Raw genomic sequence first — 26,527 nt, 5'->3', positions numbered from 1 at the left:
CTCTGCGGTAATATTATTTATTTAAAGCCATTTGGTTTGTTTTCACAGCTGCTGAATCAGTAGCTGATGAATCTGATGCCGCTTTAGGGGCAGCAGGAGCAACCGGCAAATTAAATTCTTTTCTCAAATCGTCGTTTAAATATGTTTTCTGTTCTGCCAGCCAGGTTTTGTATTCTGCTTCAGAAACTACCCGTACCACTTTCTGCATATTGTAGTGACCAGATCCACAGATTTTAGCACAAAGGAGAACAAACTTAAAGTTAGGATCATTTGTTTCCTGCTGCACCTGCGCAGTAGTTTTTGTTGGCGTAAATTCGAAGAACGTTCTCATACCTGGTACAGTATTCAATTGAATTCTGAAATGAGGCATATAGAAACTATGGATAACATCTTTACTGGTTAAGATCAATTTAACTGGTTTTCCAACAGGAATTACCATTTCATCTGCCATTTCATCATCACGAGAGTGAATATCCTTAAAATCAATACCTAACTGATTCGTAGCTGTAGTAAGCTTATAGTTTTTCTCACCAACAATTCCATCAGCTCCAGGGTAACGGAAAGACCATTTGAACTGCTCTGAAGTAACCTCAATTTGTAATGGCTTATTATTTGGATCTTCTGTTTTGAAGAAAATTGATCTCCAAGTTAAGAAACCCATTAATACCAATACCGTTAAAACCAATGCAGGAACGATAGTCCAGATTTTTTCGATGGTATTGTTATGTGGGTAATAATATGCTTTTCTTTTAGCAGAATATCTGTAAATATAAGAAAATCCGAATAATAGAATGTGCGTGAAAACGAAAACGATGGTTGTAATGATCAACGTTAGGTTGAACATTTCATCAATTTTCTTTCCATGTTCTGAAGCTGCATCTGGAAGCAACATTGAACCATGAACTGTATATTCCCAATACACACCGTATAAACCTAAAACCAGGAACAATGCAAATAAACTCGCATGAACCCTGTTCCAGTTGATACCTACAGGCTTACCTTGCGCTTCGCGGCTTAACTCATATACCTTTATTGATTTCCCAATAATTGCAATGAATAAACATACGGCCAGGAAAATCAGAATGTAAAAAATTACTGATTTATAAATCTCACCCATATCAACTTTCGGTGCCGCGGCAGCACCTGCTACGGATGCCTCCTGCGCAAATGCGCTCGTGTTTGCAAAAACAGTAAATAGTACTGCTAAAGCTGCGGTCGTTTTATTCGTGATAAACTTTCTTAAACTCATTTTCTTAAAAGTAGTACGCTGTACTGCTAATTATAATAATAATATAAATATTTGCCCTTATAATGTCACCTGCTAAAGTTGGTGATGCAAACTTTCTTGTAATAATGGGTGATTTTTTGCAATCAAAGGTTTTTTACTCAATGATGTTAAAACCGTAAAGGTAAACAATCCTACGAAACCAATTGCAGTTCCGATCTCAATCACACCAAATCCATTATGACCATCTTCTACTGCACCTGGCATAATCATTTGATAATAATCTACCCAATGGCCCAAAAGAACTACAATAGATACAAACAATAATTTCACATCTGTTCTTTTATTATCTCTGTCCATTAACAATAATACAGGAGCTAAGAAATTCATTGCCAGGTTTAAGAAAAACCAAAACTTGTAATATTCAAAACGTCTGTAGAAATAAACTGTTTCTTCCGGCATGTTTGCATAGTAGATCAATAAGAACTGCGCAAACCAAACATATGTCCAGAAGATAGAGAAACCAAAGATAAACTGACCTAAGTTATGTAAGTGGCTATTGTTAACCCATTGCATATAACCAGCTCTTCTTAATAAGATCAGGATGATTGCAATAGTAGCTAAACTACTTACCCACATGGCAGCAAAATTATACCAACCGAACATGGTTGAGAACCAGTGTGCCTCTAGAGACATGATGGTATCAAAAGCAAAGATCGGTGTAGTAAATCCGTAGATTACTAAAAAGATACAAGCATTTTTAAATCCTTTTCTATATGATTCAAGTCCACCTGCTAAATCTTCATTATATGATAATTTAACAAAAAGCATTGCGAAGATGCTATATACACCTAAAAATACAACCTGGCGACCTAAAAAGAATGGAACATTTAAGAAAACCGCTTTACCGGCAATTAATGAATCATAGTTAGGGCTGTTTGGATCTGTTAATCCATCTGCATGCCAGTGATGATATAAGTTGTGTGTAAATAAACCTGCCGAAATAATTACAATCAGCAATACAGCTGCAATAGGCAAAGTTTTAGCCATTGCCTGCGGTACACGTAAAATAGATGCAGACCAACCAGCCTGAGCTACATATTGAACAGCAAGGAAAAACATACCTGACATACAAACGCATGCGAAGTAGTATCCCATAAGCAACAGGTTGGCAAAAGTACGCTCGTGCATTACTTTATCTCCAGCAATGAACCCATAAGCAACAGCGGCGATACCTAATGCGATACCAACTATACTTAAGGTTTTTACTTTTCCTGTAAACTCAAATTGTTCACTAAAATTAATATTGTGAGTTCCCATTTATATTCTGCTTTACTATTGTCCTTTTTGTAATTGTTGAACATACATCACTACTTTCCAACGATCTGTTGGCGTAATTTGTGAAGCATGCGAGCCCATGTTATTTACTCCGTATGTAATGGTGTGATAAATTTTACCCGGGGTAAGATCTACCATGTTACCACCTCTGGATGAAGCGCCTGTTTGATAAGCCGGAACACCGCTAAATTTCTCAATTTTCACTAAATGTCCTTGTCCATCTCCCTTATCACCATGGCAAGGGCTACAAAATACCGTAAACAAATGTTTACCTGCGGCCAGATTAATAGTATCTACTGGTAACGGATTTACCATGCTCACACCTGCTGCTTCATATCCTTCCTTGGTGTTAGGATACTCATCATATTCTGTAAAACCTACTGGTTTTGTGTTTGCTGGTGGCAATTGAGCAGCATGACCTTTAAAGCTAGGTACGTGTGCGGTATCAACTGGCTGATCCGGATTTAAAGCAATCGGATCATACATATTTCTGGCATATTCTAAACCAGTACTGCGTTTATCTTTACAAGCTGTGAAAGTAGCTGCAAAAGCGATAGCTAAAAACGCCGTATAAACAAATTTATTCTTATTCATAGCTAATGTACTTCCTTTCATTATACTTTACTTCTAAAGCACCTGCATCTTTTAATAATCCATCAATTACAGTATGTGCTGCGTTATCTTTTGCATCAATAGCGATAACAAAACGATCGTCAGTTGCACGAAGATCCATTACTCTTGGCGATCTTCCTGGAAACAAATGCGTAGAAGCATAGTAAGTTAACACCATTCCGAAAGCACAAAACAGTACCGTCAATTCGAACATTATCGGAATAAAATCTGGCAAGGCAAATGATGGCTTACCACCAATATTTACTTTCCAGTCAATCACTGCACAGAAATAAATCAATGCAAATGCTGCGCAGGTTCCGGTGATACCAAAGCAAAATGCTGCAATATCAATTCTAGATCTTTTAATTCCCAATTTGGCTTCTATTCCGTGGATAGGCATTGGGGTATACACATCATAAATACTGATGTTATTTTCCTGAAGCTTTTCGATGCCATGCATCATTTCGTCAGGATCGCCAAAGCTGCCTAAAATATATTTGATATTACTCATTGTTATATTTTTGCGTAATCTTCTTGTTTAACACTATCAAATTTCTGTAAAGACTCTACGTATTCTGCAACGTATTCTTTATTCTCATGCCCTTCTTTAATCTGTTTCATCTTCGCCTGCTCACTTGCAGATTTCAATAATAATTTCACCTCTGCAATAGCGATTGAAGGTAATACTCTTAAGAATAATAAGAATAAAGTAAAGAACAAACCAATTGAACCTACGAATACACTTACATCAACCCAGGTAGGCGAAAACATTGCCCAACTCGATGGAATATAATCACGGTGTAATGAGGTAACGATAATTACGAAACGCTCGAACCACATACCGATGTTTACCACGATCGATAAAATCCAGGTTGCCCTGATGCTTAAACGAATTTTCTTAAACCAAAGTAATTGTGGAGAGATTACGTTACAAGTCATCATCATCCAGTATGCCCACCAGTAAGGACCAGTAGATCTGTTAATGAAGGCGTACTGCTCATATTCAGATCCTGAATACCATGCAATGAAGAACTCTGTTAAATAAGCTACACCTACGATAGATCCAGTTAAGATGATGATTTTATTCATCGATTCGATGTGGAACATGGTGATGTAGTTCTCAAGACCCAATACTTTACGGGCAACCAATAATAAAGTTAACACCATCGCAAAGCCTGAGAAAATCGCTCCAGCTACGAAATATGGAGGGAAAATTGTAGTGTGCCATCCTGGAATTACTGATGTTGCAAAGTCCATTGATACAATAGTGTGTACCGAAAGTACAAGTGGTGTAGAGATACCTGCTAAGATTAACGACACCGCTTCGAAACGTTGCCATGTTTTAACACTTCCACTCCACCCGAAAGAGAAGATAGAATAGATTTTTCTACGGGTGCCCACTGCACGGTCACGAATGGTTGCGATATCCGGTAATAAACCTGTGTACCAGAATAACAGTGATACAGAGAAATAAGTAGAGATGGCAAACATATCCCATACCAATGGTGAGTTAAAGTTTACCCAAAGCGATCCAAACTGATTTGGCAATGGTAAAACCCAGTAAGCTAACCATGGACGGCCCATGTGTGATACTACGTAAGTTGCTGCACAGATTACGGCGAAGATGGTCATCGCCTCTGCTGAACGGTTAATCGAGTTTCTCCAGTTCTGACGGAAGAGTAATAGTACTGCTGAAATTAGTGTTCCAGCGTGACCGATACCTACCCACCATACGAAACCGGTGATATCCCAAGCCCAACCCACTGTTTTATTTAAGCCCCAAGCTCCGATACCGTTCCAAAAAGTGTAACTAACAGCTACTACCCAAAGTAAAGCGCCTAAAGAGGCAACGATGAAACCAATCCACCAAGCTTTGTTTGGCTTGTTTTCTACCGGGCTCAAAATATCATCCGTAATCTTAGCATACGTGATATTATCGCCGGTAATTAATGGTTCTCTAAGTATTGATTCGTTATGTCCTGACATAATTTGTATTTTCTTTATGCTAAAGCTTACGCTTGTACTTTTGTATCTGTGTTTCTAATTTTAGTCATATATCCGATACCAGGTTTCACGTTGATTTCTTCTAATACGTAGTAAATACGCTCAGAACGTAAAGCTTTTGAAACTTCTGAATTAGGATCATTTGAATCACCAAATATGATTGCATTTGCTGAACAAGCTTCCTGACAAGCCATTTTGATATCGCCATCTTTTAATGGACGTTTCTGCAATTTAGCTTCTAATTTACCTGCCTGAATACGTTGAATACACATTGAGCATTTCTCCATTACACCACGTGAACGTGCAGTTACATCCGGATTTAAAACCAATTGAGTAAACTCGTTATTTAAGTAGTTATCGAAACGTGAATCATTCCAGTAGTTGAACCAGTTGAAACGACGAACTTTGTATGGACAGTTATTCGCACAGTAACGTGTACCAACGCAACGGTTATAAGCCATGTGGTTTAAACCATCAGACGAGTGAACAGTTGCCAATACCGGACAAACCGTTTCGCATGGAGCATGATCACAGTGCTGACATAACATCGGTTGGTGAACAACAGAAACGTGATCTAAATCTTCCAGATTAGCAATTTCTTTTTCTTTAGTTACATCACCTGCTGGTGTTTCATAGCTATAATAACGATCGATACGAATCCAGTGCATTTCACGACGACGGCGAACCTCATCACGACCTACAACAGGAATGTTATTTTCTACGTTACAAGCCACTACGCAAGAACCACAACCAGTACAAGCATTCAAATCGATTGCCATTACCCAGTTGTTACCTGGTTTCTCATATTGATCCCAAAGATCGTAATCTTTATGTTCACCTTTTTCGTTACCAGCCGCAGGGTCTTTTAAGAACTCTTTGAAAGTAGCTTCTTTAATTACTGCACGACCTTCGAAAGAGTGGTGAGTTTGTGTTTGTGCCAATTCGTAGTAACCACCTGTTGGGGTAATCGTTACTGAAGTAGCATATTGCATGGTTCCGTTAGTGAAAGAAACAAAAGGGAAAGCATTTTTACCTACATCGTTACCCGCTTTACCAACTTTGGTACGGCCATAACCTAATGCAATTGATGCAGTTCCTTGTGCTTGTCCAGGTTGGATCAATACAGGAAGGTCTATAGAATATCCGTTTGCTCCTTTAACAGAAACCACATCAAATTCTTTAATTTTTAATTTCTCAGCGTACTTTGGTGCCAGGGCAACATAGTTATCCCAGGTTACTTTAGAAACCGGATCAGGTAATTCCTGTAAAAACGCATTGTTAGCATTTTTACCATCACGCATTGGGATATTTTCGTAAACCTGTAACTCGATGTCTTTAGCTAAAGATTTGCTTCTGTTTAAAATGGAAGCAGCGACTGGCGCAACAGATTGTGTAAATGAATAAGCTGCAGCAGGTTTTGGCGCAATCTTGATTACCCCTTTTTCTAAGACATCATTCCATTTTAAGCCAAGTGCAGGTAGCATTTTGGTTTCCCAGTTGCTACGAACAAATTGATAATAATCTTTAACCGGTGCATCAGCCCAAACCAATAAGCTTTCTTCTGCCTGGCGGCTATTGAAAACCGGATTGATAGTAGGTTGAACAATTGAATAATAACCTTCGTATGCATTTGCATCGCCCCATGACTCTAAGTAATTATGGTTAATGGCAATAGCATCACAAAGTGAGGCCGTTTCATCAGCACGATCGGCGAAAGAAATTTTAGTAGGAACATTTTTCAATGCAGCTTCGAATTTCTTTGCATCAATATAATCGTAAACAGGATTACTGTTTAAGAATAAAACTGCACCAACTTCACCACGACTCATTTCAGCAACTAAACTGTTAAATTCAGCATCGTTACCAGCATATAAATAACATGGGTTATCTAAATCGATTGTAGTACCATAACTGCCAATTGCAGCATTGATCGCATTTACAAGAATTTGAGTAGAAACATCGTTCGATCCACAAACAACAAGCGCTTTACCCTTGTTTTGTAATAATTCTTTCGCAGCTAATTTAATTACTTTATCAGCAGTTGTATTGTTACCTAACGTTCCACCAGGTAAAGATTGACCAGTAACTGCATTATATAAAGCAATTAACGCAGGACCTTCTTCTGATAATTTTACCGGAACACGTGTATCTGCATTAGTACCAGTTAAGCTCATACCACTTTCGAATTGAATGTGGCGACTCATTTTTTTGCTCTCCAGAGATTTATAGTTACGATTAGCTGTGTATTGAGAAGTAAACTCTTCTCCGCTAATCCATGTACCTAGAAAATCGGCACCAAAACTTAGAATTAAATCAGCCTTATCGAAATTATATTTTGGTAAAACTGCTTTACCAAAACTGTTTTGATTGGCCTGGATAATACCTGTATAAGAAACAGCATCATACTGAACCAATTTAGCAGCCGGATATTTGGTAATAAACTGTGCCAAAACAGCATTTGTTGAAGGACTGTTTACTGTTGAAGCAACTACACGGATTTTCTTTCCTGAAGCTTGTGCTTTAGCCAGTTCAGTTTTAACAAAACCATCTAATTTAGCCCAGGTAGTTTCTTCATTTTTAAGCAGTGGAGCTTTTAATTTAGAAACATCATATAAATCTAAAACTGAAGCTTGTGCTCTTGCGTCTGTTCCGCAATTAAACTCACCTGCATTAGGATTTGGTTCAATTTTGATTGGACGGCCTTCTCTTGTTTTAACTAAGATACTCTGGCCATTAAAGCTTGAGGTATAATAGTTAGGAATACCTGGAGTAACCTCTTCAGGTTTTACCAGGTAAGGAATAGATTTATGAATCGGGGCTGTTTGACATGCAGCCAAAGTAACGGCACCTAAACCAAAACCTAACGCCTTTAAAAAGTCGCGGCGTGGGGTAACGGTACTTAACCCTGCTTCATTTAAAACATCTTCTATTGGAAGTGGCTCGGCAAATTCGTTTTTGTTATTCTTAACAAAATCGGGTGTATTGTTATACTCCTCTAGGCCTTTCCAGTATTTTTTGTTGCTTTCCATTTAAGCTATATTACTGTTTATTCGAACGTTCTTACTAAACTCTATCTATTAATAGTGGCATTTACCACATTCTAAACCACCCAATAACGCTGGTGTGATTTTCTCGCCTTTTTTAATTTTCTCATGCGCTTCGATAACCTTAGCGTAGAAAGCATTATTTTTCTGACCAGAAATATCAGTTTCCTTGTGGCAGTTGATACACCATTTCATGGTTAATGGAGAATATTGATAAATTTCTTCCATGGTATTAACCGGACCGTGACAAGCAAAACACACAGGTTCTGTTGGTTGAAGACCTTTTGCCTTACGAATTGCATCTTCTGCAACCACTACGTGTTGTGAGTGATTGAAGTAAGCAAAATCAGGTAGGTTGTGCACACGCACCCATTCCATTGGTTTTGATTTACTCTCATCGTATTTCTGAGTTTCAGGATCGTAACCCAATGCATTGTAGATTTTTTTAATTTCCGGAGAAATTTCACCATCATATTTATCTCTTGCCTGTACTGCTTTGTGGCAGTTCATACAAACATTTAATGAAGGAATCGTAGCATTTTTAGATTTAAACGCTCCATTGTGGCAATACTGACAATCAATCTGATTGATCCCGGCATGCAGCTCATGAGAGAATTTAATCGGCTGTACTGGTTGATAACCGGTATGAACACCAGTATTCCACATACCCATCCAACCGAATGAACCTAAAGCAATGATTAAACACAGTATGAAGAACATCACGAACTTCTTGTTTTTAAACATCTTGCGGATTCCTACTTTTAAAGGAACATCCTCTTCCATCTCAATGCCTTGTTTTTGTAGAATTAAGCGTTCCAATAACTTACTGGCACGACCTAAGATTACTAAAATAACAATAGCAACAATTACAATGGCAATGATACCTGCAAGCGATAAACCTGAAGTACCTTCTTCAGTAGCTTTAGGAGCATTAGGATCAACAGCAGCTTTCGGCTCGCCTTCCTTAACGTAGGCTAAGATGTCTTTAACTTTAGCTTCATCCAACTCAGGGAAAGAAGTCATCGCTACTTTACCATTATCGTTGAATAATTTAACCGCCTCTGGATTTCCAGATGCGATCATCGCCTGAGAATTAGGAATCCACTTTAAAAGGAACTCTTCTGAATGGCGATCGGATACTCCAGTTAAGGCAGGACCGACTAATTTCGCATCTAAGGCGTGGCATGACGAACATTTAGCTTTGAAAAGCGTTCTCCCCTCTTTAGCATCCTGCGCGTTAACAGTCGAAACTGCTATTACAGAAATTGCTGAAAATACGAATAACGACTTCCAAACACTTTTTAAAATCATCGAGATATCTCTCATAATGAACACTTTATACTTATTTAATTTACTTTTTGTTGTGAACTTGATGCCTGAGCTATGGTAGCCCCATCAAAACTTGAACAAAAGTATAACTTATTAATAAATCCCATGACATAATAGTGACCGGAAATACAATTTATAATCATTCTAAACAAATGCCGATTCTGGCGTTTCAGGCAAGAAAAAAGCCCATTTTTGACCTTTATCTCAAATGGGCATTCTGAAATCTATTTGCTTTATTGGATTTTCCTTTTTATTGTTTCAATATCCAGGCGAACATTAGCGGGGCAACGATTGTAGCATCGCTTTCCACAATAAATTTCGGCGTATGGATATCTAATTTCCCCCAGGTGATCTTTTCATTTGGAACTGCACCTGAATAAGAACCATAAGAAGTGGTAGAATCTGAGATCTGGCAGAAGTAACTCCAGAAAGGAATGTTTTCCATTTCCATATCCTGATAAAGCATCGGAACTACACAAATCGGGAAGTCACCAGCAATACCACCACCAATCTGGAAGAAACCAATTCCTTTGCCACCGCTGTTCGCAATATACCAGTCGGCTAACCAACCCATATATTCGATCCCACCTTTAACAGTGGTTGCGGTAAGCTCTTTTTTCATAACATAAGAAGCGAAGATATTACCCATGGTAGAATCTTCCCATCCTGGTACAACGATTGGCAAATTCTTTTCAGCCGCAGCCAGCATCCATGAATTTTTTGGATCAATTTCATAATACTGCTCTAAATCACCACTTAAAAGCATTTTGTACATAAATTCATGTGGGAAATAGCGTTCGCCAGCAGCTTCTGCATCCATCCAGATTTTCTGAATGTGCTTTTGTAAACGACGGAAAGCTTCTTCTTCCGGAATACAGGTATCTGTAACGCGATTGTAATGGTTTTCTAAAAGATCCCACTCATCCTGCGGGCTTAAATCGCGGTAATTTGGTACGCGTTTATAATGTGAGTGTGCAACCAGGTTCATAATATCTTCTTCCAGGTTGGCACCAGTACAAGAAATAATGGCCACTTTATCCTGGCGGATCATTTCTGCAAGTGAAATTCCCAATTCTGCAGTACTCATGGCGCCAGCGAGTGTAATCATCATTTTACCACCCTCATCCAAATGCGTTTCGTACCCTTTAGCCGCATCCATCATTGCTGCAGCATTAAAATGGAGGTAATTACGCTCCATAAACTGAGATATTGGTCCTCTTGTATTACTCATTTTGTTTTGTCTTATTTTCGCAAAAGTAGGCATTTAGCCTGAAATTAAACCGCAAAGCGAGCAAAGTTTTTCGCAAGGCAGGCAATGCCTAATCAATTAATAAGATATCAATCGGTTTTCAAGACTCCATATCCGATGAACTAATGACCCATGAACTATCAAACTTTTACTAAATTTCCTTTTCTTTGCAGTATAATGAAAAAATTTCCCCTGCTCCTATTAATTATATTCATTTCAGGAACATCATTTGCCCAAATGAAGTTGATAAAAAAACTGCTTTCTAATGAAAAAGACACACTGCGTAAGGCAAGTTTTTTGCCCCTTCCATCTTTCGGATACGCTCAGGAAACCGGCTTTCAGTTTGGCGTTGGTGCCATAGTAGGCTTTTACGCTGATCGGGCAGATACTACGAATCGTCCTTCTTCCTTAACGTTAAACCTTAATTATTCAACATTGAAAGCCTACAATATGAGTTCGATGATTGACATCTGGGGTAAAGGGAATAAGCTCCATTACATTAGCGAATTGCGTTTTAAAAGGATGCCTTTTAATTTTTATGGCATTGGCAACAGTACGCAGGAAGCCAATGAAGACAAATTGCTTCAGCAGCAAATAAAGGTATTGCTTCAGGTAGAAAAGCAACTGTTACCGAAAGCTTATACAGGCGTTTCTGTTGGGTTTGAAAATTATAAATACCGTGATTTCGTAGCAGATGGGATTTTTAGTCGCGATCCTTATTATAACAATAGAACAGGAAGCGTTTTTTATTTAGGCGTATCGCAAAGTTATGATACGAGAAACAACAATAACTATACTACAAAAGGTCTTTTTGTAAGGGGAACGTATCAATATGCGCCTAATATTTTCGCTGATGGAAACTTTACAGGCAGTCAGATTAAAATTGATGCAAGAAATTTCTGGACATTAAATAAAAGCTTCGCTATAGGTGTTCAGGGATTATACAATACCGTTATTGGCAAAAATACGCCTATTTATCTGCTCCCGCAGATGGGTACTGATGAAATGATGCGCGGCTATTACAACGGGCGTTACCGGGATGAAAATCTACTTGCTTTCCAGGCAGAATTGCGTTACCGCTACAGCAGCCGTTTCGGGGCCACGGTTTTTGGAGGTACAGGAACCGTTTGGGGAATCGACGATTTTTCTGCTCGTTCCTTCAAACCTAATTATGGTGCAGGCTTTAGATACTTCTTCGATCCGGAAAAGGGCATCAGCGTTCGTTTGGATTATGGCGTTGGAGAAAAAAGGCCGAACGAAAAACGCCAGAGTGGATTTTATATTAGTATAGCGGAGGCTTTTTAGGGAAGGGAAATGTGAGATGGAATATGGATGATGGACTAATTGCTTATTCTTATTCCTTATTTCCAGATTAGTTCCTCCTGCGCTCCTCTTCATTTCCAGTTTTTCTGTCAAGCTGTTTAATTTTTTCATTACCAAAATTAAAGCGAGCAGTAAAACGGAATTGTCTTGCGTCGTAATAATTATTGTATTCTTGCTCGATATTGTTAATTAAACTACTGAATCGGTATCTATTGGTTTTTAAAACATCATTTGCATTAATTGATAATTGAAGTTTTTTATTCAGCAGCAAAGTTTTTACACCAAAATCTAAATTGCACTGACTTTTATTTTCGTTTAATCCATCAACCGTGGGAAACTGATACCAAAAATTGATTTCAGCAAGAAACGTTTTGCCTTTATTAAGTATGAATTGATTTGAAGTGGAAAAGTAAGCCCCAAATCCTCGTAAATTACTTAATGTTTGTATGATGCTTGAATTTGATATATTATAAAAAACATCGAATTGATTTATCGTCTGCCAATTTTTAAAAGGACTTAAAACCACAGCATTACTAAATTGATAATTATAACCTGTAATAAAATTAACAGGCTTTGAGGCTTGTGTAATTAGGTTAGCATCGATGAAATTTACTTCAGCGAAACCATTTACGGTATTGCTGAACGAAAATGTACTGGTTAATACATTTTTATAAGTATGTGAAATTTCGATATTGTGATTAAATGAAGGTTTCAAAAACGGATTGCCCTCGGCATATACAAACTGATTGCTATACCAACGGAAAGGATTTAGTTTTCGGTAAGCAGGTCGGTTAATTCTCCGTCCATAGTTTATATTCCAAACATTTTCACCTGTTGCCCGATACACTGCGTAAAAGGTAGGGAACAATTGAAAATAATTATTCTTATTTGGCTCATCCAAAGAACCACCGTTGGTTTGAGTATATTCTCCCCGTAAACCAACCTGGAAATCCCATTTTTTTATGGTCTTATTTAGGTTAACATATAAAGCTTGCGTATTCTCCCGGTAACTAAATAAATTGCTTTGGCTTAAATCGAGATCATAAATTGAATTTAGCTTTTTATAGAATGCCACATCACTTTCATTATCGATGAAGCTTAGTTTGGTTCCAAAAGAGAGTCTAAAAGTTTTGAAGGGTAAATCAACATCGGCGGTTAACGTAAATAAATTTATTTTTTGCACACTCGTAGATAAATATTCAGCAAATGAATTGGGAACAACAATCTCATTTTCTAAGTAGCTTCGATTATCAAAAAACCGACTTTTATCATCATTGAATTTAAACCAATCGGCATTGATGATGATCTGCTTACCTGATGAATCTAAAGATTGTTTCAAATATAAATTTGCAGCATTAAAGTGTGATCTGATTTTTGCATTGGCATTAGAATTTAATATAGAATCTAAACGTCCGTTCGCATTAATCACTTTTGTTTTAATATTTTCTTCCGAATGAAAATTGGTCAAACCACCATTATATGATAAACCTAGCAAAGTTTTCTTTGAAAGCTGATAATCCAAACCGACTTGTCCGCTGGGAACAGTTCTGAAATTACGATCCTTGTTTACAACGTTCCAGGTTTGAGTGGGATAAAAAATGTTGCTCTGCTCAAAAGGAACGATTGAACCTTTGCGAACATTAAAGGTGGAATAAAGGGTGATTTTATTTTTGCGATAATTGAAATTTCCTCCTGCAGATAAAGTAAGGTGTGTGGCTTTGGTAAAAACCGTATTTACCGATCCCTTTATCCCTTCAGAAGAAACTTTTTTCAGGACGATATTAATTAAACCATTATTCCCCTGGGCATCATACTTTGCTGGCGGATTGGCAATCACCTCAATTTTCGAAATCTGATCAGAAGATATTGATTTGAGGTAATTTGACAAATCATCCTGACTTAGCTGAGCAAGTTTGTCGTTGATCATTACATTAACAGCACCCTTCCCAACCAGAGAAATCTGATCATTCAAAACCCGAATACCAGGAACTTTTGCCAGCAACTCAAACGCATCGGTGCCAAAAGCTAACACACTGTTTTCTACATTAAAAACGGTACGGTCTATCTTTTTTTCGATCAAGTTTTTTTTTGAATCGATTTGAACATCAGCAAGTGTATTTATGTCTTCTTTAAGCTGAATATTAATTGAGGTATCTTTAAGTAAATTAAGATCGCTTTGCTGCGTTAAAAAATTAATTGCCGAGAAGATCATGTTGTATTTACCTGTCGGCAAGTTGTGGAAGTCGTAATTTCCTAGACTATCTGATTGCGTATAAATTGTTTTATTACCGACACCAGTTAGCTTTACGGAAACGTATTGCAGAGGTTGATCATTATCACCTATTGTTTTACCAAAAACTTTAAATTGTCCGTTAGCATTAATTTTAATAATGATCAGCAATAAAACGATTATCACAGAGGGTTTAATCATTAGCGATCTAAACCTACTCCAAACAGTTTAGCCTTTCCCGTTTTCAAATCATAAAAAATTGAATCGGCTTTAACTGTTTTATTAGCAGTTGATGAAAGTTCAGCCTGCTCAGCTGTTAAAATTCGATTCAAACCATTATAAATAATCTTTGATCCGGAAATCGTAGTTTGACCATAGGATACTTTAGCATTTCCAAACAAATAAATGATGTTTTTACCCTTACTGTATTTCACGCTATCTGCCCGATATTCTACCTTTGCATCGGTTTCAAGTGCATTTGTTATTTCCAGTTCTAAAGGCTGAAGAACCGAATGCGTGTTTTTAGCCAAATCAAAAATGATTTGATCTCCGGTCTCAATTTTTCCATTTTTTTCGAAAGAAGCTTTTTTGGCAATAATAATATTTCCCGGGAGATTATATTCTACCATTTCCGCTTTCAAAATACCGTTATCAATTTGGATTTCAGCACCTTCAATGTAGGATATGTGGTGTTTCACATCGCCCGTTAATTTTTGATAGGAAATAATCGTAGGAACTATATTTATTTTATTTAAGCTTGTATCCTCTTTTACTAATGCAATTTTTGTTTCCTTCGCAAGAGAATGACTGGCTTTATCTGATTTAGGCTCATGAATTACCGATCCCCTTAATTTGCTTTCACTTTTCATTGCAATTGTTGTTTGCGCATAAACTACCTGAATTGCAAATAGACACACCAATCCGAAAGCAGGGGGCAAAGCCAACAAATAAACTAACTTTTTCATACTCTTAGATTTTGAATTGAATAACATCTTAATCCGATCTTTGAGCGGGTTTTTAACAAAATTGAGTACCAATGGCATATCTGTTTTAGTAATAGCAAGCTTCAATAATAGGTTAGCATAAGCATGATTTCCAACGCTTAAAGAAGTCGTTTCATCGGCTTCATATTCATTCACTTGTTCTAGTGCACGATCATACAGATAGATAATCGGATTGAACCATAAAAACGCCTTAAGAATCATTAATAAAAGCTTATCAGCAGAGTGAAACTGTCTTGCATGAACCTTTTCATGCTGAATTAAAACATCCAATTCGGCATCATTTAAACTTTCCTGATCAATAAATACATAATTGAAAAACGAACAGTTGGTAAAGCCAGTCTTTTTTGAAATCAATTTCAAACCTGCTTCATTCTTTACATAATTGGTCGTATACCTTAATAGCACGAACAACTTATACAAATGAATTAAAAGTATAGTCAGGCCAATTGCTCCATAAACATAAGGAAGTAATCCGAACCAATTTATTGGAGATTTTACTTCCTTATATTCAATTTCTAAAGGCTGACTAAGATGCACCGTTGCGGCATTGTTAAATTTTAATTCGGGATGAGATGGCAAAATTTCTGCATGCGCCACCACCAATTCCCGCTGTAAGTTAAACTGTAGCGTAGGAATAATAAAACTCATCAACAATGTCCCTAACAGGTAAAATCGATTGAACCTGAAGAAAGTGAGTCTTCTTAAAACCAGGAAATAAAATCCAAAAAACAAAGTGGTGCAGGAGCTTACTTCAAGCAAATATTTTAACCATTCCATGCGATCAGTTTAAATTAACAACCCGTTTTTACAAAAGACACAAAGCCATCCAAAATGAGATTGCTCATCTTGCGAACGTTCCGCTCATCATTGATGAACTTTAAGTTGCTTTCATCGGAGATGTTACCCATTTCGATCAATACCGCAGGCACCTTAGATTCCCTTAATAAAAATAGACTGGCATCCTTCAAAGCGTGTTTAACTTCAATGCCCTTCAGTTCATTTAATTTATCCAATATACCTGTACCTAAATTCTCTGCTACTTTGATGTTGCTGTTCAGTTTCGAAACATAAACTTCTATCCCGTTTGAAGGGGTTTGATGATCAAGCGTAGCGTTGTGGTGAATAGAGATAAAGGCAGTAGCTTTTTGCTTTGGTAACCGATCGCGAAGTGATAAAAACTGATCATCCGATCTCGTTAGAATAACCTTTATCCCTCTTTTGGCGGCCTCTTCTTTCAAGATTTTAACTGCACGAAGGTTCAAATCTTTTTCCTTTTGTCCATCTAATGCGATACTTGCACCATCCTTTCCTCCATGACCAGCATCCACAATTAAAATCATATCCGCCTCGTTAAAAGCAAATGGCGCATTTGGATTCACATTAATGGCATTTTCAGAATAATCCATCAGGCTGGCATTTACACTGGTTACTTCAGTCTGATTTTTTGCCAAAGCAGGTTTGCTGATCTCTACATCTTTGCGGTTTACAAATGCAACTGAACAAACCAGAATAACAGGCACTATTAAAAAATACGCAAGCTTTTGAAGCTTTGAATTGGGTTCTTTGTACATCATCATAATTCTATTTTTTAATGGGAGTTTACTGAAACTGTTGGTTGAAAAATTGTTAGCAGGCATGGCCAGATTCAATAGTAAAGAAGCATAGGTATTCTTATCCGCTATTTTTGAAATCTCCCGGTCGGCCAAAAATTCATGGTTGTGGTCAATTGCATTTCTCCAGAAATAAATAACAGGATTAAACCAGAGAATAGCGGTAGCCAGGTTAACCAAAACCTTATCCAGCGCATGGAGTTGCTGCACATGAACCATTTCGTGTTTAATGACCAATGCCTTTTCACTAGGTGGTAAGGCCAAATCAATCACAATAGTGCTGAAGAAAGAACAATTTTTTAGGGCTGATTGAGACTCAACTAATAAAACATCTCCTTCCTGCTCGATGGTATATTTGCGCAACTGATTTTTGATGTGTAAGAACATGAAAAGCCACCTCAATATGAAAATCGCAAAAACGATAACATAAAGGTAATTAAGGATTTCCATCACGTTTAACCCGGAATTTACCAAACTGGCTCCTTCGATAACATCTTTTTCAAACCCAGCTTCATTACTATATTGCACTTTAGACTTAACTTCAGTATCAGTTGCTATAACCTCATGTAACCTTTCTACCGTTAATGCAGGAATGGTAAAGCTCAACAACAACATCAGCAATAGGTAAATCCTATTTAAATTGAAAAATGTAAGCTTTACCAGAAACAGTTGATAAAGTGCAAAAAATAGTGCGGTACAAACAGAAACCTTGAGTAAGTAAATTAAAATCATAGGTTTTGATTTTGATTGATTATTTTTTTGATCTCTTCTATATCCTTTTCACTTAACTTTTCTTCTTTCACCATAAAGGATAAAAGACTTGCTGGTGAATTATCGAAATAACCAGAAAATAACTTAGAAAAGGTTGTCTTTGTATATTGATCTTTAGTGATGGCTGGAAAATATTCGTAAGTTTTGCCATAGGCTTTATAGTTAACGTAACCCTTTTTTTCCAAAAGCCTCACAATAGAAGATATGGTGTTGTAGGGTGGCTTCGGCTCATCATCCAATTCATCAATAATATCTTTTACAAATGCTTTTTGCAGCTTCCATAAAACCTGCATAATGCGTTCTTCTGTTTTGGTTAATTCTTCCATACCCAAACTTATAACTTATTTTTCAGTTATACAACTTAAAAACAAGTTATATCACTGTTTATTCAGTTTAAAATATTAAACAATTGAATTACAGACTTATAAAATCAAAAGTAATAGAAATTTTGAAGTTAGTATCAGGTAGTAAGCGATTGATATAACAATCTAGTATGGCCAAACCACTGTCTTTCGTTCTACTCTTAGACCGGCATGGTCAATTTTTCGGGATGGCAATGTCCAAGCCTACCTACTGACTTGGATAGAAAAACGGCGCAGCCCTCATGAATGCAATTAAAAATATAAAGACTATATGAAATAATTGTGAGCCGGCAACTTTGGTTTTTCACTTGCGTTTATTGGTTATTTTGTGTTCAAGCTAGCTTCGCTGGTCTTTTGGTTGCCCAAAGAAGAGAGCCCGTCCGGCTAGGACAAGATAAAATCGTTTTAAATATGATGAGTAAAATACTTTTTATTGTAGCATCAATGCTATCATTTTCATTGGTACGCCATAAACCTTCGCATATACACATCAATTAATTTACTTCCCCAATCCTGCCAAGGCATTAATGGTTAATGCTACAATTACGGTATTAAAAATAAAAGCGATTAAACTATGAAGCAGAGAAAGCCTCCTGATTTTGCGGGAAGAGATTTCCACATCAGAAACCTGAAAGGTCATGCCAAGTACAAAAGAAAAATAAGCAAAATCAATAAAATCGGGAGCATCATCACCAGGAAATTCAAGTCCAGATCCTTTGTTAGATGCGGATGGTTCATTGCTATCTTCATAAAAAAGATGCGCATAACGCATACTGAAAGTAGTGTGAACGAGAAACCACGACAAAAACATCCCTGAAATGGCGATAACCAGATCAAGCGGTTTAATATCATGATTAATCAACAATAAAACCACCGCAAGTAAGCCTGCAAAAGTAGAAACCAAAACAATTGCAAAAATCTCGCCCCGGGTTTCGTCTTGCTTCACGGCCTTTAAACGGGTCTCTTCTGTAGAAGTATTAAAAAACATATACCAATGCAGGCTGATTAAAACCAGGCAAAAGATATCCCACCCAAACATAATGTGAGCCAGCGTTCCAATTTTGCAAAGCATAGCACCAAAATAGCCCGCTAAACCAATAACAAAACTAATCAGCAAGATGTATAATGCCGACAACTTTTGAATGCCTTTTAATTCTGGTTCGATTTTCACTGCTTAAATTTCAATTTAAAATGTTCTTTTGCCTGGCCTTTCTTAAAGTAAACCAAACCAATCCAGAATAAATCTACTGTTACGGTAACATCTGGATGATTTTTTATTTCTTCCCATGCCTCTTTCATTCCTTGACTCCAATAAATATCATCAAAAATCAGCAAAGAATCTTCCGTTATTTTAGGCAAACACCATTTAAAATAATTCAGGGTAGCATCCTTTCTATGGTTGCCATCAATATAAACGAAATCAAGACTAGGTTGCCTGGCAATAATATCCGGCAAAATGCCATCGAAATTGCCCACATGAAGTTCGATATTATTTAAATCCAGATCGTTAAAGTTTTGCTTTGCCACTGCTGCGGTTTGCGGACAACCTTCTATGGTAATAATTTCGGCATCCGGACAAGCTTTGGATAAATAAGAAGTGGTGATCCCCAAACAGGTACCCAGTTCAATTGCAGTTTTAGGATGGGTATCTTTAGCTAAACGATAAATCAATTTCGCTAAACGTGGGCTTTTTAACGCATTTTTAGCGATTTGATTAACCTTTTTTGTTCTATTTTTATTAAGGTGAGATCCTGCACCCAAATCGGTAACCGTAATAGTGGATTCGTCAGAAAAAAGTTTTTTTCTTTGCAGTTCTATATTTTTGTATTCAGATTTATCAGTAAAATCGTAAATTACCTCATCGGCAAGCTTATATACAAATGGCGAGTGTGTGCCATGCCTGGTTTTAGCTGTTAATCGATGTTTTAGGTAATCGGTAATGAATTGAAATAGCATATTGCAAAAGTAATTAATCGCCGCATACGGGTTATATGTTTTATGGAAAATATCACAGAGATAAGTGCTTTAGTTAAATTGCTGGATGATCCAGATGAAGAGGTCTATCATCATGTAGAGAAAAAATTGCTCGAATATGGTGGCGACGTTATTCATTACCTGGAAAATGCCTGGGAGCAATCTTTCGATGGGCTTTTGCAAGAACGCATTGAAAATATTGTACACCAGATTCAGTTTAATACTGTTAAAGAAGACCTGAACTTATGGTATTTAAGTGGTGCATTTGATTTGCTCCAGGGGGCGATGATCATCAACCGCTACCAATATCCTGATCTTGATGAACAAAAAATAATCAACCATATCGAAGAAATTAAACGGGATATCTGGCTGGGTTTACAATATGAAATGAGTTCAGTAGAGAAAGTTAAACTCATTAACCACGTTTTATATCAACAATATGGCTTCGGTGGAAACACAAAAAACCACCATGATCCCCAAAACTCTTACTTAAACCAGGTTTTAGAAAGTAAAAAAGGAAATCAGATCTCATTGGCAATTATCTATTCTACCCTCGCTCAAAAATTAGATTTACCCGTTTATGGAATCAATTTACCCCAGCATTTTATTTTAGGATATATTGATGATAGCAAGCAGGAAGGAACGGATTATAGCGTTTTATTTTATATCAATGCCTTTAACCGTGGAAATATCTTTGGCAAACACGATGTAGATCAGTTTTTGCGTCAGTTGAATTTAGAACCACTTCCGGAATATTATAAACCTTGCAGCAATACAGATATTATCCGCAGGGTGATCAGAAATTTAATTTCTGCTTATGAAAACGCCAGTGCGACAGAAAAAGTTAAAGAACTAAACGAATTACAAGATATTATTAAAGAAGAGCCAAAAACCAACTAACATTTTAAGATGCAAACTAAATCCTTATTTCTCCTTTCGCTTACCATCCTGTTTATTTTCTTCAGTACAAATCTTTCGGCACAAAAAACAACTAAACCAAATGTGATTGCCTACTATACAGGCAACGGAACGGTGATCGACAGTTTTCCAATAGAAAAAATCAGTCACCTCATTTATAGTTTCGGTCATTTAAAGGGCGATAGTCTTCATATCAGTTCTGCTAAAGATTCTGCATTGATTACCAGAATGGTTGGCTTAAAAAAACGAAACCCTGATTTAAAAGTAATGATAGCAATGGGTGGCTGGAGCGCTTGCCCGGATTGCTCTGAAGTTTTTAGCAGGGCTAATGGAAGAAAAATGTTTGCGAAGACAACCAAATCTCTTTTAGATTATTTTAAAGCAGATGGAATTGATATAGACTGGGAATATCCGGCAGTTGAAGGTTACCCAGGCCACAAATATATGGAGGCTGACAAACAAAATTTCACTTTGCTAATAAAAGCCTTAAGAGATGAATTGGGTAAAAAAGCAGAAATCAGCTTCGCTGCTGGTGGAACTAAAAACTGTCTGGATTCTTGTTTTGAATGGAAAAAAGTGATGCCCTTGGTTAATCGGGTAAATTTGATGAGCTACGATCTGGTAGGTGGTTACGCAAAAACCAGTGGTCACCATACACCGCTTTATTCTACTACAAAACAACAATCGTCTGCAGATTATGCCATTAAAGAAATGATTAAATATGGCGTTCCTGCTAATAAAATTGCTTTGGGTGCCGCATTCTATGGGAGAATATTTGAGAATACAACAGATGCTAATCATGGCTTGTATCAGCCTACTAAATTTGTGGATGGCGTTTCTTCCAGAGATTACAAAACGTTCTTTAGCAAAGAAAGTGGTTATCAATATTATTGGGATGACGAAGCAAAGGCGCCATATTATTACAATGCTGCCACCAAACGTTTGGTTACCTTTGATGATGAAAAATCTATAGCACTAAAAACCAAATATGTTATCGATCAAAAACTAAACGGGATTATGTTCTGGGAATTGAACGATGATCCTTACAAAAACGGTTTGCTTGATATTATAGATGTAGAACTGAAAAAATAAATGAAGCAGCAACGCTAAGTTGCAGCTTTAGTATGTCCTCCTATTTACAGTTATAGGTAAATGTATATTCATCAATTGAGGTATTGGTAAGTCCGGCTATGCCACCGATGTAAATTGTACTGGTTTCAGTTATATTTATTGCCGTTGCATTTCCCTTAGCATCGAACTGGTATGCGTATGCTGAACCACTTATTATTTCAACATCTCCATTTGGACCAGTTGCTGTGTCTGAAATTGAAGCTAAAGCATTTTTTGATGGTTTACCAAAGTAATTACCGGTTTGATAGTCAACAATATTTGTTAGCGGATTTGAGGGCCAGGAAACGTTAACGGCCTTATCGCTTCTGTAGCTAAATGTTGTAGTGCTGGTGATCTGTCCGGTTAATCCATCAGTAACCACGGCCCTAATTAAATTACCATCTGCATAAGTTAATACGGTGGTGGCAGTTAATATGTCATTTTCATAACTTTTAACTTCTGTTAAATAGCCGTCTGCATTATAACTGTACCTTTTGGTATTCTCAAATGTTGCCACACCAGCTATTATAGAACCACCGCTTCCACTGGATATGGCCCTTCCGTTAGATAAAACAAATTCATCCACAAGACCATCCTCATCAGTTGCTGTGATTTTATTGGTGTTAAATACCCGGGTATAGGTGCCCCCCTCTGAATTAGATTCTTTAATTACCCGGCCAATAGCATCATATTCCAGATTAAGGGTGAATTCTCCTGTCCCACTGATTGCCTTCCATCTGGTTAACTGACAACTGCTACCATTTGGATCGCTATAATCTATTTCTTTTTTACAACTTGCAATTGAAATAATGGCAACGAAAGCTACCATGAAGCATTTAATTTGGTTATTCATCTTTACAGAATTAGAGCGTAAACTACTAGCCGCAAATATATTAAAAATTTGTGCAACTGGTAATCTTTTGGTAACCAGTGTAATCCTAGTAAAGCCTGTTAATTCATTTTTTGTGTTTTCAGCCAATTTGCCATCAGGTTAAACCAATCCACATCTGAAGTTTTATTGATTAAGCCAAAACCATGACCACCTTTTTCATAAAGATAAACTTCGGAAGAAACACCATTTGCCTTCAAAGCATCACTCATTAAAATGCTATTGGCATAAGGAACCGCATTGTCATCTTTCGCATGTATGAAGTAGACTGGTGGCGACTTTTTATTTACGTTTTTATTGGCCGAGAAATAATGTTTTAAGCTATCCGTAGGATGATCACCAAGTAAGTTTTTCATTGTACCTGCATGGACAGATTCTTCGAAGCTAATTACCGGATAAACCAATACGCCAAAATTTGGCCGAAGATCTATCTTTTCAGGATTGGAAATTTTTAAATCACCATAATGTGTAATCAGGGTTGAGGCAAAATGCCCGCCAGCTGAGAACCCCATGATACCGATTTTATTCTTTTTGATGCCATATTTTTTAGCATTTTTTCTCACCAGGTAAATCGCCTGTTGCGCATCTTGTAATGGACCATAAGTTTTATCAATCATGATCTGATCGCTCGGTAAACGATACTTAAATACAAAGGCCGTAACGCCAATTGCATTGAAGCGCTTGGCAACGTCTATCCCTTCATGACTAAAGGCCAAAGCGCCATAACCACCACCCGGACAGATAATCACCGCAGCACCTGTTGCAATATCTTTCGGAGCTTCAAATACAGTTAAAGTGGGTATAGATACCTTAGTGATACTTAGTGTTCCATTCGCCCTAACTTCTGTATTTTCTACATAGGTTGATGGAGTAGGTTTTGCTCCCGGAATACTTCCGTTATAGATGGGAATAACTTCCTGGGCTTTTGATAGACTTGCAACCATAAGCAATAATGTGATAAAAAATGATATTTTAGCCATTTTTAATAATTTTAAAATTCCATTAAATACGCTTTTAAAAAGTCGTTGATATCGCCATTTAAAACTGCATCAGGATTTGAAGTCTGGTAGTTTGTCCGGTGATCCTTCACCCTTCGGTCATCCAGCACATAACTTCTGATTTGCGATCCCCACTCTATTTTTTTCTTCGAACCTTCAACTGCTGCAATAGCATCATTGCGCTTGCGCTCTTCAATCTCATACAATTGCGATTTTAATAATCGAATGGCATTTTCCTTATTCTGCAATTGCGATCTAGATTCCTGATTTTTGATGATAATACCTGATGGTTTGTGGTATAAACGAACAGCAGTTTCCACCTTGTTTACATTTTGTCCACCAGCACCACCTGCCCTGAAGGTTTCAAATTCAATATCAGCCGGATTAATATCAATCTGAATCGTATCATCCACCAAAGGATAAACATATACCGAAGCAAAGGAGGTGTGCCTGCGGGCATTTGAATCGAATGGAGATATCCTCACCAAACGATGCACGCCATTTTCACCCTTTAAATATCCATAAGAAAAATCACCATCAAATTGAAGCGTTACCGATTTAATTCCGGCAATCTCCCCTTCCTGACTATCCTGTTCCGTAATTTTATATCCATTTTTCTCGCCCCACATAATGTACATCCGCATCAGCATATAAGCCCAGTCGCAACTTTCCGTACCACCAGCACCAGCCGTAATTTGCATGACGGCAGAAAGCTGATCTTCCTTATTACGAAGCATATTTTTCAGTTCCAGTTCTTCTACCGCCTGAGTGCTGGCTTCGAACTGTTCTTTCATTTCTGCTTCTAAAGCGTCACCAGCCTGGAAAAACTCCAGCATTACCGCAGCATCTTCCACCGAATTATGGGTATCATTGAAACCATCCGTCCACTTTTTCTTGGAACCGATTTCAGCAAGAATTTTTTCTGCTTTTTTTGGATCATCCCAGAAATCGGGCGCCATTGTTAATTTTTCTTCTTCGCGAATGGCGTAAAGGAGCTCATCAACGTCAAAGATGCCTCCTCAGGGACGTTACTCTGTCCCTTAAATCCTGCAAGTTTTCTTTTGTCATAGCGGCAAATATATAAAATCGAATTGAGCATAGCGCATTGCCGACTCCGTTTTAAGGTGAAGATTTACGGTTAAGCATTTGGCAAAACATTGAAAATGATTTTTTTTCTATTTTTTCATCCCCATATAATCAAGGGTTAAGTTAGAAAGCAATTTAACACCCAATACGAAACCACTTTCATCCAGGTAAAAATCTGGTGTATGGTGCGATGGTGCTTTTAAAGGGTCTTTACCCTTTGGCATCCCACCCAAAAACACAAATAAACCTGGAACTTTCTCCTGGAAAAACGAAAAATCTTCTGCGCCTGTAACCGGCGGACGTAACAATACATGATCCGCACCAGCTGTAGCCTGCATGCTGGGTAACATTTTCTCCGTTAATGCAATATTGTTAAAGGTAACCGGGTAATGGTTACTAAACGGAATTTTTACTTCAGCCGTTGCACCATTTGCCTCAGCTGTTTTAGTAGCAATAGTTTTAATTCGATCGATAAACATGGCTTCGTCTTCCTTACTAAAATTACGAACAGTGCCTAACATCTCTACCTTTTCTGGAATAATATTAGAACGAACCCCGCCATTAATGGCGCCAATAGTTACCACGCCAGGATTTTCAGTAACATTCAGGTTTCTGCTTACAATGGTTTGAAGATTGTTAATAATCTGTGCGGAAACCACAATCGGATCTATGCTGCTCCAAGGATAGGCACCGTGTGCCTGCCGACCTTTAACCGTAATCTTCATATCGTTTACAGCGGCCATTGTTCCACCCGGACGATAAGTTACATTTCCAACTTCAGTTTGAGAGTTGATGTGCAAGCCGAAAATAACATCAACTTTTGGGTTTTCTAAAACGCCTTCCTTAATCATTAATGCTGCCCCACCCTCATCACCAGCAGGAACACCTTCTTCCGCAGGTTGAAAAATAAACTTTACTGTTCCGGAAATGTCTTTTTTCATTGAACTTAATACTTCTGCAACCCCCATGAGTATGGCTACATGACTATCATGACCACAAGCATGCATCACGCCAACTTCCTGTCCGTTATATTGTGTTTTAACTTTTGAAGCAAATGGAACATCTACACGTTCAGTTACTGGCAAGCCATCCATATCGGCACGCAGTGCCACCACCGGACCAGGTTTACCGCCTTTTAAGATTCCTATCACTCCTGTTTTTGCAACGCCTGTGGTTACAACAAAACCTAAAGCGGTTAAGTGTTTCGCAATAATGCCAGCAGTTCTTACTTCGGTATTACCTAATTCGGGATGTTCATGAAAATCTCTGCGCCAGGTGATGACTTTTTGTTCGATCGCATCTGCTTTTTTAGAAACTTCTGCTCTTAAGGGTGATTTTTGAGCGAATGAACTTAAGGAAAGGAAGAATAATCCGGTGAGGTAAATGTATTTCATGAAAAGGAATTGAAGTTTAGGTTAATGATGATCTAAGCTATGAATTTTTGCTCGATA

21 protein-coding genes are annotated in these 26,527 nt (G+C 37.5%); 3 read left to right on the top strand and 18 right to left on the bottom strand.

The genetic code is table 11. From position 1 onward, the window contains the following. Positions 1 to 13: 13 nt before the first annotated feature. The 8 genes from ACN1CD_RS07525 to ACN1CD_RS07490 all read right to left on the bottom strand — a co-directional run bounded on the left by ACN1CD_RS07525 (position 14) and on the right by ACN1CD_RS07490 (position 10,783). Positions 14 to 1,249, bottom strand: a complete 1,236-nt coding sequence (locus ACN1CD_RS07525) for a cytochrome c oxidase subunit II (RefSeq protein WP_419129798.1) — start codon at positions 1,247 to 1,249, stop codon at positions 14 to 16. 72 nt (positions 1,250 to 1,321) lie between these two features. Beyond that, positions 1,322 to 2,545 carry a quinol:cytochrome C oxidoreductase gene (locus ACN1CD_RS07520; protein WP_419129797.1) on the bottom strand — a complete coding sequence of 408 codons (1,224 nt, stop codon included), beginning with the start codon at positions 2,543 to 2,545 and terminating at the stop codon, positions 1,322 to 1,324. A 15-nt stretch (positions 2,546 to 2,560) separates the two neighbouring features. Then, a complete protein-coding gene (locus tag ACN1CD_RS07515) occupies positions 2,561 to 3,178 on the bottom strand; it encodes a c-type cytochrome (protein WP_419129796.1) in 618 nt (205 codons plus the stop codon). Continuing rightward, positions 3,150 to 3,686 (bottom strand): DUF3341 domain-containing protein, encoded by a 537-nt coding sequence (locus ACN1CD_RS07510; protein ID WP_320462273.1) that lies wholly within the window; start codon positions 3,684 to 3,686, stop codon positions 3,150 to 3,152. The genes ACN1CD_RS07515 and ACN1CD_RS07510 overlap by 29 nt, the downstream gene beginning before the upstream one ends. Positions 3,687 to 3,688: 2 nt before the next feature. After that, a complete protein-coding gene (gene nrfD / locus ACN1CD_RS07505) occupies positions 3,689 to 5,161 on the bottom strand; it encodes an NrfD/PsrC family molybdoenzyme membrane anchor subunit (RefSeq protein ID WP_320462274.1) in 1,473 nt (490 codons plus the stop codon). Positions 5,162 to 5,187: 26 nt separating this feature from the next. After that, the gene (locus ACN1CD_RS07500) at positions 5,188 to 8,208 is read right to left on the bottom strand and encodes a TAT-variant-translocated molybdopterin oxidoreductase (RefSeq protein WP_419129795.1); all 3,021 of its coding nucleotides are present in this window, start codon (positions 8,206 to 8,208) and stop codon (positions 5,188 to 5,190) included. Positions 8,209 to 8,256: 48 nt separating this feature from the next. Next, on the bottom strand, positions 8,257 to 9,549 hold the full coding sequence (locus tag ACN1CD_RS07495) for a c-type cytochrome (protein WP_419129794.1): 1,293 nt from the start codon (positions 9,547 to 9,549) through the stop codon (positions 8,257 to 8,259). A gap of 253 nt (positions 9,550 to 9,802) precedes the next feature. Further along, positions 9,803 to 10,783, bottom strand: a complete 981-nt coding sequence (locus tag ACN1CD_RS07490) for a deoxyhypusine synthase family protein (protein WP_057931708.1) — start codon at positions 10,781 to 10,783, stop codon at positions 9,803 to 9,805. 195 nt (positions 10,784 to 10,978) lie between these two features. Here ACN1CD_RS07490 and ACN1CD_RS07485 point away from each other — a divergent pair, with 195 nt between their 5' ends. Beyond that, on the top strand, positions 10,979 to 12,106 hold the full coding sequence (locus ACN1CD_RS07485; RefSeq protein ID WP_419129793.1) for a polymerase: 1,128 nt from the start codon (positions 10,979 to 10,981) through the stop codon (positions 12,104 to 12,106). 67 nt (positions 12,107 to 12,173) lie between these two features. On the opposite strand, the gene ACN1CD_RS07480 is transcribed toward ACN1CD_RS07485, so the two are convergent. From ACN1CD_RS07480 to ACN1CD_RS07455, 6 genes are all read right to left on the bottom strand, one after another. Then, positions 12,174 to 14,555, bottom strand: coding sequence for an outer membrane beta-barrel protein (locus tag ACN1CD_RS07480; RefSeq protein WP_419129792.1), 2,382 nt, complete (start codon positions 14,553 to 14,555; stop codon positions 12,174 to 12,176). Then, complete coding sequence (locus ACN1CD_RS07475) at positions 14,555 to 16,135, bottom strand: M56 family metallopeptidase (RefSeq protein ID WP_419129791.1); 1,581 nt, start codon at positions 16,133 to 16,135, stop codon at positions 14,555 to 14,557. Before ACN1CD_RS07475 ends, ACN1CD_RS07480 begins: the two co-directional genes overlap by 1 nt. A gap of 14 nt (positions 16,136 to 16,149) precedes the next feature. Then, on the bottom strand, positions 16,150 to 17,700 hold the full coding sequence (locus ACN1CD_RS07470) for an N-acetylmuramoyl-L-alanine amidase (protein ID WP_419129790.1): 1,551 nt from the start codon (positions 17,698 to 17,700) through the stop codon (positions 16,150 to 16,152). Then, positions 17,697 to 18,065, bottom strand: a complete 369-nt coding sequence (locus tag ACN1CD_RS07465; RefSeq protein WP_419129789.1) for a BlaI/MecI/CopY family transcriptional regulator — start codon at positions 18,063 to 18,065, stop codon at positions 17,697 to 17,699. The genes ACN1CD_RS07470 and ACN1CD_RS07465 overlap by 4 nt, the downstream gene beginning before the upstream one ends. A 535-nt stretch (positions 18,066 to 18,600) precedes the next feature. Next, positions 18,601 to 19,272 carry a DUF1345 domain-containing protein gene (locus tag ACN1CD_RS07460; protein WP_419129788.1) on the bottom strand — a complete coding sequence of 224 codons (672 nt, stop codon included), beginning with the start codon at positions 19,270 to 19,272 and terminating at the stop codon, positions 18,601 to 18,603. After that, positions 19,269 to 20,057, bottom strand: a complete 789-nt coding sequence (locus ACN1CD_RS07455; RefSeq protein ID WP_419129787.1) for an O-methyltransferase — start codon at positions 20,055 to 20,057, stop codon at positions 19,269 to 19,271. The genes ACN1CD_RS07460 and ACN1CD_RS07455 overlap by 4 nt, the downstream gene beginning before the upstream one ends. A 42-nt stretch (positions 20,058 to 20,099) precedes the next feature. Here ACN1CD_RS07455 and ACN1CD_RS07450 point away from each other — a divergent pair, with 42 nt between their 5' ends. Beyond that, entirely contained in the window at positions 20,100 to 20,975 is an 876-nt protein-coding gene (locus ACN1CD_RS07450; RefSeq protein WP_419129786.1) for a transglutaminase-like domain-containing protein, read from the top strand. Between the two features lie 9 nt (positions 20,976 to 20,984). Continuing rightward, on the top strand, positions 20,985 to 22,085 hold the full coding sequence (locus tag ACN1CD_RS07445) for a glycoside hydrolase family 18 protein (RefSeq protein WP_419129785.1): 1,101 nt from the start codon (positions 20,985 to 20,987) through the stop codon (positions 22,083 to 22,085). A 40-nt stretch (positions 22,086 to 22,125) separates the two neighbouring features. Here the strand turns inward: ACN1CD_RS07445 and ACN1CD_RS07440 are convergent, their stop codons facing one another. From ACN1CD_RS07440 to ACN1CD_RS07425, 4 genes are all read right to left on the bottom strand, one after another. Then, entirely contained in the window at positions 22,126 to 22,956 is an 831-nt protein-coding gene (locus ACN1CD_RS07440) for a DUF4595 domain-containing protein (protein WP_419129784.1), read from the bottom strand. 98 nt (positions 22,957 to 23,054) lie between these two features. Continuing rightward, positions 23,055 to 23,972, bottom strand: coding sequence for an alpha/beta hydrolase (locus tag ACN1CD_RS07435; RefSeq protein WP_419129783.1), 918 nt, complete (start codon positions 23,970 to 23,972; stop codon positions 23,055 to 23,057). A gap of 11 nt (positions 23,973 to 23,983) precedes the next feature. Beyond that, positions 23,984 to 25,058 (bottom strand): peptide chain release factor 2 gene (gene prfB, locus ACN1CD_RS07430; protein WP_419129782.1). Its coding sequence is split into 2 segments (ribosomal slippage): positions 23,984 to 24,997 and positions 24,999 to 25,058, totalling 1,074 coding nucleotides; the frame shifts between segments, so codons are not numbered across the junction. 107 nt (positions 25,059 to 25,165) lie between these two features. Further along, entirely contained in the window at positions 25,166 to 26,470 is a 1,305-nt protein-coding gene (locus ACN1CD_RS07425) for an amidohydrolase (RefSeq protein ID WP_419129781.1), read from the bottom strand. Positions 26,471 to 26,527: the final 57 nt, after the last annotated feature.

The sequence above is a fragment of the Pedobacter sp. N23S346 genome (assembly GCF_048515415.1).
Classification (GTDB): Bacteria; Bacteroidota; Bacteroidia; order Sphingobacteriales; family Sphingobacteriaceae; genus Pedobacter.
Note: the sequence above shows the minus strand (reverse complement) of the source record. Positions and strands in the feature narration are given on the sequence as shown.

Bases quoted from the DNA above. Each gene is read 5' to 3' on its own strand.
- ACN1CD_RS07445 (WP_419129785.1), top strand. From the start codon at position 20,985: ATGCAAACTAAATCCTTATTTCTCCTTTCGCTTACCATCCTGTTTATT.
- ACN1CD_RS07470 (WP_419129790.1), bottom strand. From the start codon at position 17,700: ATGATTTTAATTTACTTACTCAAGGTTTCTGTTTGTACCGCACTATTT.
- ACN1CD_RS07490 (WP_057931708.1), bottom strand. From the start codon at position 10,783: ATGAGTAATACAAGAGGACCAATATCTCAGTTTATGGAGCGTAATTAC.
- ACN1CD_RS07455 (WP_419129787.1), bottom strand. From the start codon at position 20,057: ATGCTATTTCAATTCATTACCGATTACCTAAAACATCGATTAACAGCT.
- ACN1CD_RS07475 (WP_419129791.1), bottom strand. From the start codon at position 16,135: ATGGAATGGTTAAAATATTTGCTTGAAGTAAGCTCCTGCACCACTTTG.
- ACN1CD_RS07465 (WP_419129789.1), bottom strand. From the start codon at position 18,065: ATGGAAGAATTAACCAAAACAGAAGAACGCATTATGCAGGTTTTATGG.
- ACN1CD_RS07435 (WP_419129783.1), bottom strand. From the start codon at position 23,972: ATGGCTAAAATATCATTTTTTATCACATTATTGCTTATGGTTGCAAGT.
- ACN1CD_RS07450 (WP_419129786.1), top strand. From the start codon at position 20,100: ATGGAAAATATCACAGAGATAAGTGCTTTAGTTAAATTGCTGGATGAT.
- ACN1CD_RS07500 (WP_419129795.1), bottom strand. From the start codon at position 8,208: ATGGAAAGCAACAAAAAATACTGGAAAGGCCTAGAGGAGTATAACAAT.
- ACN1CD_RS07495 (WP_419129794.1), bottom strand. From the start codon at position 9,549: ATGAGAGATATCTCGATGATTTTAAAAAGTGTTTGGAAGTCGTTATTC.
- nrfD (WP_320462274.1), bottom strand. From the start codon at position 5,161: ATGTCAGGACATAACGAATCAATACTTAGAGAACCATTAATTACCGGC.
- ACN1CD_RS07510 (WP_320462273.1), bottom strand. From the start codon at position 3,686: ATGAGTAATATCAAATATATTTTAGGCAGCTTTGGCGATCCTGACGAA.
- ACN1CD_RS07515 (WP_419129796.1), bottom strand. From the start codon at position 3,178: ATGAAAGGAAGTACATTAGCTATGAATAAGAATAAATTTGTTTATACG.
- ACN1CD_RS07485 (WP_419129793.1), top strand. From the start codon at position 10,979: ATGAAAAAATTTCCCCTGCTCCTATTAATTATATTCATTTCAGGAACA.
- ACN1CD_RS07425 (WP_419129781.1), bottom strand. From the start codon at position 26,470: ATGAAATACATTTACCTCACCGGATTATTCTTCCTTTCCTTAAGTTCA.
- ACN1CD_RS07440 (WP_419129784.1), bottom strand. From the start codon at position 22,956: ATGAATAACCAAATTAAATGCTTCATGGTAGCTTTCGTTGCCATTATT.
- ACN1CD_RS07525 (WP_419129798.1), bottom strand. From the start codon at position 1,249: ATGAGTTTAAGAAAGTTTATCACGAATAAAACGACCGCAGCTTTAGCA.
- ACN1CD_RS07480 (WP_419129792.1), bottom strand. From the start codon at position 14,555: ATGATTAAACCCTCTGTGATAATCGTTTTATTGCTGATCATTATTAAA.
- ACN1CD_RS07520 (WP_419129797.1), bottom strand. From the start codon at position 2,545: ATGGGAACTCACAATATTAATTTTAGTGAACAATTTGAGTTTACAGGA.